12 protein-coding genes are annotated in these 12795 nt (G+C 47.0%); 3 read left to right on the forward strand and 9 right to left on the reverse strand.

Annotated features, from left to right (window positions below; translation table 11 throughout):
• Positions 1-22: 22 nt before the first annotated feature.
• The 5 genes from narI to arfM form a co-directional block, all read right to left on the reverse strand.
• The gene (gene narI / locus FB592_RS03355; RefSeq protein WP_003242665.1) at positions 23-694 is read right to left on the reverse strand and encodes a respiratory nitrate reductase subunit gamma; all 672 of its coding nucleotides are present in this window, start codon (positions 692-694) and stop codon (positions 23-25) included.
• Positions 691-1245: a nitrate reductase molybdenum cofactor assembly chaperone gene (narJ, locus tag FB592_RS03360; RefSeq protein WP_038829822.1), complete on the reverse strand. Its 555-nt coding sequence runs from the start codon at positions 1243-1245 to the stop codon at positions 691-693. Before narJ ends, narI begins: the two co-directional genes overlap by 4 nt.
• A gap of 25 nt (positions 1246-1270) precedes the next feature.
• Positions 1271-2734 (reverse strand): nitrate reductase subunit beta, encoded by a 1464-nt coding sequence (gene narH, locus FB592_RS03365; protein WP_014481212.1) that lies wholly within the window; start codon positions 2732-2734, stop codon positions 1271-1273.
• Positions 2724-6410 carry a nitrate reductase subunit alpha gene (locus FB592_RS03370; RefSeq protein WP_141949266.1) on the reverse strand — a complete coding sequence of 1229 codons (3687 nt, stop codon included), beginning with the start codon at positions 6408-6410 and terminating at the stop codon, positions 2724-2726. The genes narH and FB592_RS03370 overlap by 11 nt, the downstream gene beginning before the upstream one ends.
• A 218-nt stretch (positions 6411-6628) precedes the next feature.
• Positions 6629-7105, reverse strand: a complete 477-nt coding sequence (gene arfM, locus FB592_RS03375; protein WP_064671464.1) for a Crp/Fnr family transcriptional regulator ArfM — start codon at positions 7103-7105, stop codon at positions 6629-6631.
• A 143-nt stretch (positions 7106-7248) separates the two neighbouring features.
• Here arfM and FB592_RS03380 point away from each other — a divergent pair, with 143 nt between their 5' ends.
• Complete coding sequence (locus FB592_RS03380) at positions 7249-7968, forward strand: YwiC-like family protein (protein ID WP_141949267.1); 720 nt, start codon at positions 7249-7251, stop codon at positions 7966-7968.
• A gap of 31 nt (positions 7969-7999) precedes the next feature.
• On the opposite strand, the gene fnr is transcribed toward FB592_RS03380, so the two are convergent.
• The 4 genes from fnr to FB592_RS03400 all read right to left on the reverse strand — a co-directional run bounded on the left by fnr (position 8000) and on the right by FB592_RS03400 (position 12233).
• Positions 8000-8716 carry a fumarate/nitrate reduction transcriptional regulator Fnr gene (fnr, locus tag FB592_RS03385; RefSeq protein ID WP_014481215.1) on the reverse strand — a complete coding sequence of 239 codons (717 nt, stop codon included), beginning with the start codon at positions 8714-8716 and terminating at the stop codon, positions 8000-8002.
• Positions 8717-8814: 98 nt separating this feature from the next.
• A complete protein-coding gene (gene narK / locus FB592_RS03390; RefSeq protein WP_141949268.1) occupies positions 8815-10002 on the reverse strand; it encodes a nitrate transporter NarK in 1188 nt (395 codons plus the stop codon).
• Between the two features lie 135 nt (positions 10003-10137).
• Positions 10138-11808, reverse strand: coding sequence for an arginine--tRNA ligase (argS, locus tag FB592_RS03395; protein ID WP_021480835.1), 1671 nt, complete (start codon positions 11806-11808; stop codon positions 10138-10140).
• Positions 11805-12233, reverse strand: coding sequence for a YwiB family protein (locus FB592_RS03400; RefSeq protein WP_003243604.1), 429 nt, complete (start codon positions 12231-12233; stop codon positions 11805-11807). Before FB592_RS03400 ends, argS begins: the two co-directional genes overlap by 4 nt.
• A 312-nt stretch (positions 12234-12545) precedes the next feature.
• Here FB592_RS03400 and sboA point away from each other — a divergent pair, with 312 nt between their 5' ends.
• Positions 12546-12677 (forward strand): subtilosin A, encoded by a 132-nt coding sequence (gene sboA, locus FB592_RS03405; protein ID WP_003222002.1) that lies wholly within the window; start codon positions 12546-12548, stop codon positions 12675-12677.
• A complete protein-coding gene (gene sboX, locus FB592_RS03410) occupies positions 12634-12786 on the forward strand; it encodes a bacteriocin-like protein SboX (RefSeq protein ID WP_077670957.1) in 153 nt (50 codons plus the stop codon). The genes sboA and sboX overlap by 44 nt, the downstream gene beginning before the upstream one ends.
• Positions 12787-12795: the final 9 nt, after the last annotated feature.

The following is a 12795-nucleotide window of genomic DNA, read 5'->3' on the forward strand; positions in this document are numbered from 1 at the left end:
CCCCCTCTTTCAAGGGGGATTTTCACGAGCGTTTCCGATATACAACGTAGCTGCGGGTCAGATACTTGAGCGGCAGACTGAACACATGAACCAATCTCGTAAACGGCCACAGGATAAAAACGACGTATCCTATCACAATATGAAACTTAAACCATAGCGGGACACTCTCCATCAAAGAGGCGTCAGGCCTGAACAAAACGATTTCCCTGAACCAGGGCCCGACTGTGGTCCGGTAATCAAATCCTTTCGAATCAATGTTGAGAAACGTGGCCGCAACGCCTGACAGCATCATGAACAGCAGCAGGAGGAGCGTAAGGATATCGGATGGCGAGCTCGTTTTGCGGATTCTTTTGTCAAACAGCCTTCTGTACGTCAGGATGACAAGTCCGGTACATGCCGCAATGCCCGCTGGCAAGCCAGCGCCAATCGCCATTTTGTGATACATATGCTCTGAAATGCCAAGGGAAGCATACACGCCTTCCGGGATCAGAATCCCCATGACATGCCCGCCGACAACGCACAGCAGTCCCCAGTGAAAAAGTGTGCTGCCCGCCGCAAGTTTTTTCTTTTCTAACAGCTCGCTTGATTTCGCCGTCCAGCCAAATTGGTCATGCTGGTAGCGGTAAATATGGCCGCCGATAAAGATCGTCAATACAATGTATGGCATAATACCCCAGAGGATCTGCCCGCTCATGCCTGAACAGCCCCTTCAACGCTTTCACGTACGCCGATGTTTTCAAGCGCGGCCAGCAGCACGTGCAGCAGTTCAGCGTATATACTGTCATTTTTTTCGAGACGGGATGCCAGCTCCCTCACATTGGACAGATATTTCTCAAACACGCTTCTCGCTGCTTCAATTTCTGCAGCCGCAGCAAATTCCAGCATCAGCGGCAGATAATCAGGCAGCTCTTTCTCTGTCGGCAGGAAACCGGATTGCTCGTATGTGTTTTTTAAATGCAGCAATTCAATGCCGCGTTCCCTTTGCTCGCCCGAGTTAAAGTAGGTGACATACATATTTGTTTTTTTCCCAAAGTCGAACGTATAGACATAGTGTTCAATCAGCTCTTCCGGTGAAAAGCTGGCTGACGCCTCGAAAAAGTGCAGCAGCTTCTCCCGGATTTGCCGGTTGCTGATTTCATGGATAAGAGCCTTCCAATCGGGAATCTCGGCTCTCCACTCTTCATCCGGATAAGAGAGAAGAGAGGAAAGAGCGGAGAACGTAATTTGCCGGTCTGTGGTGTTCATCTTGTTACACCTCATTTATCAAAAGTTAGAAACAGGAGCCGGGGCCGCCTGAAAATGATAAGCCGCAGCTCCCTTGTTCAGCATATAAATCTGAAACTTCTTCTCGATGACTGCTCGGTATCACAAAGCGGTCATCATATTTGGCAATCGCAAGCAGCCGATACATATCTTCAATTTGCTGTTCTGTTAAGCCGACACTGGAGATCAGTTCCGGGTCGATTGATTTATTCGTCTGGATCGCTCTCATATACTGGCGCATGACAGACATTTTCTTTAACGTTGACCGAATATGATCCGTATCACCGGCTGTTAACAGCTGCGCCAAATAATCTATCGGGATTCTCATTTGGTCGATAGCCGGAAAAATATCTTCCGCGGATTGCCGGCTGCCTTTTCCTTCAAAGAGATTCATAATCGGACTGAGCGGCGGAATGTACCACACCATTGGCAGCGTGCGGTACTCAGGATGAAGCGGCAGCGCAATCTTCCAGTCAATGATCATTTTATAGATCGGCGATTGCTGCGCAGCCTCTATCCATTCAGCCGGAATGCCTTGTTCTTTTGCCAGTTTGGCAACCTCAGGATCATTTGGATCAAGAAAAACGTCCAATTGGGAATGGTAGAGATCCTTTTCATTTTCAACAGATGCCGCTTCCTCCACTTTGTCCGCATCGTAAAGCATGACGCCGAGGTAGCGGATTCTGCCAACACACGTCTCAGAGCAGATGGTCGGCAGTCCCGCCTCCAAACGCGGAAAGCAGAGTGTGCATTTTTCCGCTTTGTTCGTTTGCCAGTTAAAATAGACTTTTTTATAAGGACAGGATGAGACGCAATATCTCCATGAACGGCATGCGTTTTGATCCACAAGCACAATGCCATCCTCCTCGCGTTTATACATGGCGCCGGATGGACAGGAGGAAACGCACGCCGGGTTGATGCAGTGCTCGCAAATACGGGGCAAATACATCATAAAGACCTCATCGAATTCTGTTTTGATCGATTCCTCCATCTTTTGTACGTTGGGATCTTCAAGTCCCGTTATGTGGCCGCCCGCGAGATCATCCTCCCAGTTCGGTCCCCATTCGATATTCATAAAATCCCCCGTCAAGGACGATTTCGGGCGTGCTACCGGCTGGTGTTTTTTCTGCGGGCTGTTCGTTAATGTTTCATAATCATAGTTCCAGGGCTCATAGTAATCATCAATCGACGGCTGATTCGGATTATAGAAAAGGCCTGCAAGCCGATTGGTTTTCGAGCCCGATTTCAGCTCGAGCTTTCCTTTTTTCAATGTCCAGCCGCCTTTATATTTGTCCTGGTCCTCCCATTGCTTCGGGTAGCCGATGCCCGGCTTTGTTTCTACATTATTGAAGTACATATATTCCGCACCGGAACGGTTTGTCCACGTGTTTTTGCAAGTGACGCTGCACGTGTGGCAGCCGATGCATTTATCCAAGTTCATGACCATACCGATTTGCGCTTTAATCTTCAAGCCAATCGACCTCCTTCAGCTTGCGGATGACGACGTTCAGGTCGCGCTGATTCCCCGTTGGACCGTAATAATTAAAGCCGTAGCTGAGCTGGGCGTAGCCACCGATCATCTGTGTCGGCTTGACGTGAATCCTTGTCGGGCTGTTATGGGTGCCTCCGCGGTTATTCGTCAGCTTTGTGCCGGGCACGTTGATGTGGCGGTCCTGGGCATGGTGCATAAACGCCATTCCTTTAGGAATCCGATGAGACAAAACGGCTCTCGCGACGACAACACCGTTTCGGTTAAAGCATTCAATCCAATCGTTGTCTTTGATATCCGTGTCCTCTGCATCATCTTTATTCATCCACACGGTTGGCCCGCCGCGGAACAGCGTCAGCATTGGCAGAGAATCAAAATACATGCTGTGGACAGACCATTTATTATGCGGCGTCAAATAATTGAGGACGATTTCTTTTCCCTCTTGATCAGGCCGCTTGCTCAGAAACGGGCGATGCTGGAGGATCGGTTTGAATGTCGCCATCGTTTCACCGAATTCCATCATCAGTTCATGATCGACATAATAGGATTGTCTGCCTGTCAGCGTCCGCCACGGAATTAATTTTTCAACATTTGTTGTAAACGGCGAATACCTGCGTCCTCCTTTTTCAGAGCCGGAAAACGCTGGAGACGTGATCACCGTTTTCGGCTGGGCTGTAATTTGTTCGAACGTAAAGCATTCTTCCTCGCGTTCTTCCGCCAGGTCTTTCAGCTTCAGGTTCGTGATGTTTTCAAGTGATTCCCATGCTTTTACTGCGACCTTTCCATTCGAAGTGGATGATAGGGTTAAAATCGCTTCTGCTGCCTGCTTTGCTTCACTTATATTTGGACATCCCTTTGCGACACTGTCCGAGGTGATTTCTCCCAATCTCTGTTTGAGTGATTCATATTCATCGGCTATTGACCAGCTCATCCCTTTTGTTCCGCTCGGCTTTAAAGCAACGTTCGGACCAAGTGCAGTCATTTTATGAAAAATGTGTTTGTAATCCCGTTCAACGACTTGGATGTTCGGCATCGTTTTTCCCGGAATGGCTTCACATTCGCCTTTGCTCCAGTCATTGATTTTGCCGAATGGCTGGGCCAATTCCTGCATGGTGTCATGGAGGAGCGGCGTCGCAACCACTTCTTTCACGGGCTCCATATCGACTTCTTCTGCCAGATCGGAAACGGCTTTTGACAGCGCCTTGAAAATATCCCAGTCTGACTTCGATTCCCACGGAGCCGAGATCGCAGGAGCAAATGGATGAATGAACGGATGCATATCTGTGCTGCTGAGATCGTGTTTTTCATACCATGTCGCCGCCGGCAGCACGATATCGGAATACAGCGCCGTACCGGCCATTCGGAAGTCAAGATTGATTAACAAGTCGAGCTTTCCTTCCGGCGCCTGCTCCCGCCATTTGATTTCTTCAGGGCGGATGCTGTCGCTATCGTCATTCATCAAGCCGTTTGTCGTCCCCAGCAAATGCTTGAGAAAATATTCATGCCCTTTTCCTGAGCTTGAGATCAGATTTGCCCGCCATACGAAGAGATTTCTTGGAAAATTCACTTCATTATCAGGATCTTCAATCGCGAATTTCAGTTTTTTCTCTAGGAGCTGTGAGGCCACGTACGCACCAACGTCTTCAGGTGTTTCTGCCCCTGCTTTTTTAGCTTCTTTATACAGATCGATGCCATTTTGATTGAAAGTCGGGTAAGACGGAAGCCACCCCAGCCGCGCGGCCAGCACATTGTAATCAGCGTGGTGCTTGTAGCGGGATGACGCAGCAATCGGCGATGCCAAATCACTGATCGGCTGGTCCTCATAACGCCACTGATCTGTCGCAAAGTAGAAAAATGAGGTGCCGTTTTGCAGCTTGGGCACGCCCTCCCAGTCCTTTGCAGTTGCAATCGTCTGCCACCCTTCAGCAGGTCGGAGCTTTTCCTGCCCCACGTAATGGGCCCAGCCTCCGCCGTTTACGCCTTGGGCGCCTACAAGTAAAACAAGATTTAACACCGCTCGGTAGATCGTGTCGGAGTTGAACCAATGGTTAATGCCGGCCCCTACGATAATCATGGACCGGCCGTCTGTATCGATCGCATTTTGGGCAAACTCTCTGGCAATCTTAACGACAGCTTCTTTTTTGATTCCTGTCATTTGTTCCTGCCAGGCAGGCGTAAACGGCTCAGGATCATCATAGGAGACAGCCGATCGTTCGCCGATACCCCGGTTCACGCCGTAGTTAGCCAGTATCAAGTCAAACACGGTCGTGATGTACGTTTCTTCACCGTTCAGGTTCATTTTTTTAATAGGAAGATCCCGCTCGAGCACTTTGTTTCCGTCATTTGAAAAATACGGGATGCGCACCGTGCCGATTTCGTCCTCTATTCCCAGCACAGAGAGACGGGGTTCAATCGGTTCCCCGGTTTCTTCATCAATCATGTGCAGGTTCCATTTCTGCTGCCCGTCCCAGCGCGAGCCCATTGTCCCTTGGGGTATGGCAAATGAACTTGTCTGTTCATCCCAAACCGCAGGCTTCCACTGATCATGCTTTGTCTTCCGCCCGATGTCCTTCGCATGCAGAAACCGTCCCGCTGTGTATACGCCATTTTCTTTTGACAGGGTGACGAGAAATGGAAAATCAGTGTATTGCTTCGCGTACTCAATAAAACGTTCAGTTTCTTGGTTCACGTAAAATTCCTGCAGAATGACATGACCCATCGCCATCGCAAGTGCCCCGTCAGTCCCTTGGCGAATACTCAGCCAGTCATCCGCGAACTTTGAGGATTCCGCAAAATCCGGACTGATCGAAATGACCTTAGCGCCTTTATATCGGGCCTCCGCCAAAAAATGCGCGTCAGGCGTTCTCGTTAACGGAACGTTGGAGCCCCATGTGATGATATAGCCGGAATTGTACCAATCACTGCTTTCCGGAACGTCCGTCTGGTCACCCCAAATTTGCGGGGATGCTGGTGGAAGATCCGCATACCAGTCATAAAAACTGAGCATAGGGCCTCCGATTAACGACATAAACCGGGAGCCTGATGCATGGCTGATCATGGACATGGCCGGAATCGGAGAAAAACCGACGTTTCTGTCAGGCCCGTATTTCATCACTGTATACAGCAGAGAGGCTGAAATCAGCTTCAGCACCTCCGGCCATTCAGCGCGCACAAAACCGCCTTTCCCTCTCGCCTGTTTATAGGACTTCGCTTTTTCAGGGTTTTCGACGATCGATTTCCAGGCGTCCAATGGATTTTGATGTTCTTGCAGTGCCTCCCGCCATAAATTAATCAGTACACCGCGCACGTATGGATATTTCACACGCAGCGGGCTGTAGATATACCATGAAAAACTGGCCCCCCGCGGGCAGCCTCTCGGTTCAAAATCAGGCATATCCGGGCCTGTTGATGGATAATTCAAATTTTGCCCTTCCCACGTGACAATTCCGTTTTTGACATAAATATTCCAACTGCAAGACCCTGTACAGTTAACGCCGTGGGTGGAGCGAACGACTTTGTCGTACTGCCATCTGTTTCTGTATACATTCTCCCAATCGCGATCTTCGCGGGTGGTTTGGCTATGTTTATTTGAATGGTGTTCGATAGGAGAGAAATAATTCAATCTCCTAAACAACGGACTCCTTTTCTTTTTCTTCATGAGAGTTCACTCCTTCCGAGTCAGGTGATGCTAAGTTCACTATAAACAGAGACAGCGTGTTTCCTTGTGAACTATGTCACACACTCTGCTTTTTTCACAAAATGTTCACACAAAGGAGAAGGAAGGATTTTCACAGGATGTGAGGAAGGCTGCGTTCAGGCAGGACGCTTGGGTCATTAGCCGCCTTTCATTCAAAGATCAAAAAAAACCGGCTCTATTTAAGAACCGGGCTCAGCGTTTTCATCCTGTGATGTATGCAGATACCGCAAAAATAATTGATAGGAACAAAAAACATTTTGCTGAAGCATAGCCAAAAAGTTCATTTGCAGCTGCGGATGGTAAGACATCATTTTCTTAAATATGTAATATGGGATATTGAGAATCAGAATGTCTGAAGTGGCATTGACTGAGATAAAGGGCGATAAATAAAGCCCGCCTTTTTCATCAATCGGAAACACATCGCCTTTTTCCCACAGCGCAACGGTTTTCGACCCTTCAGGGAGCCTGCTGTCCACGAAACGGACACTGCCTTTTAATACAATATAAACAGATTGAGAATGAAGAAAAGATGGAGACTGATCACATGAGCCGCGGATAAACGTGCCGTTTTTCAGCAAGGTTTCGACAATGGATAGAGGCACTTCATTAAACATAGGAAGTTGTTTCAGAAATAATAAATAGTCACACTGATTCATAGGAAAACCTCCTGTGCTAAGGATAGCTTTAGTGTAGCTCGACTGAGCCTGTACAGCAGTGATGTATTTCACAGCCTGTATGATGAATGTCACTTATCAGGAGGGTGACTGCATTTATAATGAAAGAAAAAAGGAGGATTTCGATGAAGGCGCTGATTCCGAAGCAGCACGGCGCGTGGGCGATGCTGCTGATCCCATTTTTACTCGGCATGGCCAAGGGAGGCCCCGTTATTTGGCATATTCCGCTCTTCCTAGGCTGGCTTTTCCTATACTTAGCGGTTTATCCCGTTACGCTTGCCTTAAAAAAGAAACAAAGCAAACCATATCAAAAGTGGATGTGTTATTACGGTTTTCCCGCCTGCTGCTTTTTGATGATCTCGGTCTTTCATAAGCCGCCTCTCATCTGGGTGGGCGTTTCTTTACTGCCGCTGTTTCTCATACATATGTATTTTGCCCGCAGAAAAAACGAACGAGCCCTATTGAATGATGTTGCAGGTGTCTTGTTCTTTTGTTCGGGCGGGTTTACGAGCTGCTGGCTGGGGATGGGAACCCTCGACGGCTGGGCTTGGTTTATTTTCTTGCAGTCTGCTTTATTTTTTATCGGGAGTTCCTTTTATGTGAAATCGGTGATTCGTGAAAGAAAAAACAGGACATTTGCATACTGGTCATGGGGATATCACCTGCTGCTCCCCTTTTTATCCGCTCTTTTCGGAGCAGGATGGGCGTTTCTCGCTTTTATCCCGAGCAGCTTGCGGGCATGGTTTTTTCATGGAAGGGATTGGCCCGTAAAAACGATTGGCATTCTGGAAATCGTGAATGCCTGCTTCTTTTTTGCCGTCATGTGCCTCTTTATGACAAGGTAAAAAAACAAGGACACCGCTGTCCTTGTTTTTTTCAGTCAATATTGCAAATCTCCAGCGGGCAATTTTCACACTCAATCTCACATCGTAAATAGTCCCGCTTGTGCAAAATAATTTTTCCGGATTCGTCTATCGAAATAACCCCTTTTTTGCGGAGATCTCCCAGCATACGGTTGATGCTTTCCCGTGCAGCCGCACAAAACTTTGCCAAATCCTGATTTGTCAGGACAATGTTAATCAGAATGCCGTCGCTTCGCTCCACTCCGTAGCTGTTTGATAAGCGGATAAGGGTAGAATAGAGCGCCCCCTTTTTGCCATGAAGAAGCAGATCCCTGATTTTGGACTGAATCTTCCGGAGGTGCGTGCTCATCCATTTCATGAACTCAAATGTCAAAGCGCCGTTTTGGATTAATTCTTTTTCCAGCTTATTTTTATTAATGACGAGCACCTCGCCATCCTCTAGCACTTTTGCACTGAGCATATACCTTGGTTCTTCAGTGAAAAGTGTTAATTCTCCGACGATATCATGCTTTTGGCAGATTCTAAGCGTCAGGTCTTTTCCATCAGATGTCAGCTTGCCGATTTCAATGAGTCCTGATTGAATCAGATAAAGCTCTTCTGCATCCATTCCTTCTCGAAACAAATACGTGTGTTTTTCCATTTTTCTTTTCGTGCTGATCGATTCCAGCAATTCATGCAGATCGCTGGAAATAAGATCACTATCAGATGGTCGAACAGAGAGAAAATTCATGAGCTCACCTCGAAGAAAGTCACGTTGTGTGTTTATTGTAACGTGAATTGATTTGTACCCATCGAGAAAAAACTAACAATCTTGTGAATGCCCCAGTGTTAGTTGATGCTCTGGCTGTTTCTCTCCGTGTGTGTTTTCATTCTTTCCTGCCAATACATCCATATGACAAGGACAAAACTGGCTAACGCCACCTCTGAAAGCGCCATAAACCCGATCGCGTACTGGCCTGTTGCCTGAAACACACTCGCCAATATGAGCGGAGGAAAAAAGCCGCCTAATCCGCCCATGGCAGACACAATCCCATTGGCAATCCCCGCTTGCTTGGAAAAATAGAAAGGCACCAGTTTAAAAACAGTCCCGTTTCCTATGCCTGAGCAGACGGCCACGGTTAATGATCCAAACGTATAAAGGCCAATTGTCGGCGAGAACGATAGGATAATACCTGATAATGTAAGCCCGGCAAAAACAAACATTAAGATGCGGAGCGGGCTCATTTTATCAGCCAGGAATCCACCCGCAGGCCTGAGCAGCGTAGAAACCGCAATAAAGCCAGCCGTCCACAAGCCGGCATCTGCAGGATTCAGCCCAAAATGCTCGACCAGAAAGTTCGGCAGATAGATAGTGAAGGCGACAAAGGCACCGAACGTAATAAAATAAAACAGGCTCAGAAACCATAGCACATGATTTCGGTAAACGGCTTTGATTTGAGTCTTAACAGAAACTTTGACCTTCTTCTCATGCCTGTCGCCGAACAAAACGTGCAGTAAGGCAAAGACAGCCAGCAAAACCAGATACATCTGCACGGTTGATTTCCACCCGACGGCTTGAGCGATAACCGGCGCTGCAAATGTCGTAACGGCTGTCCCGATATTTCCTGCACCGTAAATCCCATTGACGACACCGTGCTTTTCTTTCGGATAATATTTCGGGAGGGAGGTCACTCCAATGGAAAACACCGCTCCCCCGATCCCTAAGAAAAAGCCGCCTGCGATTAAATCAAACAGAGAGTCCGCGATACTGATCCAAAATACAGGAAATAAAAGCAGGATGAAGCTGACCATAAACATGAGCCGCGCGCCAAACCTGTTCGTTAAATACCCTAAAGGAATGCGGAGAAGCGACCCGAGGATCACAGGAATCGCCGTCACCAAAGAAATCTCACCCTTGCTTAAATGAATATCTAATGTGATTTGGGAAATGAGTGATGAAATCAGCACCCAAACCATAAACCCTGCCACCAAGCTTAATGACTGTAACGATAATTGAATGTGTTGACGGTTGATCATTTGGCTTGCCCCTTTCAATGATTCAATAATCAGTCTTATCATACAAAAACTCGCCAAACAGGATTGTGAATTACATCACACGTTTTTCTCATAAAAAAAGGACAAAGCCCGAAGACTTTGCCCTTTTGATCGTGATTACATTTTTTCCGGAGCCGATACGCCGATCAGCTGAAGCGCATTGTTCAGCGTAATTTGCGTTGCCTTCATTAAAGCCAGGCGCGCGCGGCTCTTCTCTTCATTTTCAGGGTCGATGACTTTCTCTGCGTTGTAGAAGCTGTGCAGAGCAGAAGCCAGATCATAAATATAGTTTGTGACACGGTGCGGAATTCGTTTTTCCGCTGCTTCCGCCACTGCCTCTGGGAAGCCGCCGATCGTTTTCAGCAGATCGTATTCTTTTTCTGATTGAATATGGCTGAAATCAAGATCTGCCGCCGGTTTAAGTCCCAGCTCTTCCCCTTGGCGAAGCATGCTGCAAATACGGGCATGCGCATATTGTGCATAATACACAGGGTTTTCGTTAGATGTTGATACAGCAAGATCTAAGTCAAAATCCATATGGGTGTCCGCACTTCGCATTGCAAAGAAGTAACGAACGGCATCCAAGCCGACTTCTTCAATCAGGTCACGCATCGTTACGGCTTTACCGGTCCGTTTGCTCATTTTCATTTTCTCGCCGTTTTTGTAAAGGTGAACGAGCTGAATGATTTCTACTTCAAGCGTTCCTTTTTCATAGCCCAGCGCTTCGATTGCCGCTTTCATACGAGGGATGTAGCCGTGGTGATCGGCGCCCCAAACGTTGATCAGCTTATCAAAGCCGCGGTCAAGCTTGTCCTTATGATACGCGATATCAGGAAGCAGGTACGTGTACGTGCCGTCCTTCTTGATCAATACGCGGTCTTTATCATCGCCGAACGTCGTGGAACGGAACCAAGTCGCGCCGTCTTCTTCATAGACATGGCCTTTTTCGCGGAGCGCTTCAAGCGCCGTGTCGATTTTTCCATTTTGGTACAGTGAAGTTTCGGAATACCACACATCAAACGGCACACGGAAGTTTTCCAAGTCCTTGCGAAGCTTGTCCAGCTCGTATTTCAGGCCGTATTCACGGAAAAACGCGAGGCGTTCACTTTCCTCTTCGTTAACGAAACGGTCACCGTATTCCTCAGCGAGACGCTTTCCGATCGCAATGATATCCTCGCCGCGGTAGCCATCCTCCGGCATCGGTTTTTCCAATCCGAGCGCTTCAAAGTAACGGACTTCAACAGAAAGCGCCAGATTGTTGATTTGGTTTCCCGCATCGTTAATGTAGTATTCGCGGCTTACATCGTAACCCGCTTTTGAAAGCACGTTGCACAAGGAATCGCCGACAGCCGCCCCGCGCGCATGCCCGAGGTGAAGGTCTCCCGTCGGATTCGCTGATACGAATTCTACCTGAACTCGTTCACCGTTTCCGATGTTTGTTTCCCCGTATGCTTCCCCTGCTTCCAGTACAGACGGAATCAGCTTTGTTAAATATTGATTGTTCATATAGAAATTGATAAAACCCGGGCCGGCGATATCCAGTTTTTCAATCGAAGCCTTTCCTTTATCAAAATGAGCGACAATCTCTTCAGCGATTTGACGCGGCGCTTTTTTTGCCACTCTTGCCAGCTGCATCGCCATATTCGTTGAGTAGTCGCCGTGTGTTTTATCTTTCGGTGTTTCTAAAACAACATTGGGAATCTGGCTTTCTTCAGCCAGTCCCGCTTTCAGAACGGCCGCTTTGATTTCTTCTTTCAGCACGTCCTTCATTTGTTCCGCAATGTTCATGCGTGAGTTCCTCCCTCATACGTGATCGTCATATTATGTAAATGCTCCTGCTCGTCTCCGACATGCATGTCATATGCGATGCTGATACGGCCTTTTTCTTCATCGAGATCAGATTGAATCGATTTTGTGCTTGTTTTCAGCTCAAGCTCACCAAATGACATTTTATATTTAGCAATTGTGGAAGCTCCCGTTACGAAACGCTGATTCATTTTGACAGCGCCTGACCTCATGACCAGGACTTCGCCTTCGCTTACTTTCACAATCGTTTTGACTTTGCCTAAGTCGTGTTCTTCATAATAAGATAGATACACTTTATTTTGTTTTACATAGTAAAATCCGGTGGTGCGGAATTCGATGACTTCTTGGTTTCCGTCATCCTCGATCACAGACTTCACATGGAGTGTTATCGGTGTCTCTTGCTTCATTCTGACACGTCCTTTTCATCATTCCACTTTGACTTGAATAGTATAATCATTCGGTTTGTAAACTTCAACTGCTTCTATCTTACCATCATTGCTCATCAGATTTGAAGATAAACCTCATAAAAAGCATTTCCTTATATAGAAGAGAAAATCATATCACTAATTACCTTTAGGAAATGTTACATTTTTCCGAAATCTATCATTTCCTTTTCACATTTTTTTCAAATTATATGTATTGAATTAGTAATTTGATAGTTTTAAGATAAAAGTACAACATAGATCTGCTAGAAAAACAAAAAAAGGGAGGATTCAATTATGAAAAAAGCTGTCATTGTAGAAAACAAAGGTTGTGCAACATGCTCGATCGGAGCCGCTTGTCTAGTGGACGGTCCTATCCCTGATTTTGAAATTGCCGGTGCAACAGGTCTATTCGGTCTATGGGGGTAAGGATCTCCCAAAAGGGCATAGTCATTCTACTATGCCCTTTTTAAGTAAATTACAACTTTTAACTAAAATCTACCTCTTGGATATACATACACAACCGTTTTTCATTTGAATCATATGT

The organism is Bacillus sp. SJZ110 (genome assembly GCF_006715455.1).
GTDB lineage: Bacteria > Bacillota > Bacilli > Bacillales > Bacillaceae > Bacillus > Bacillus subtilis.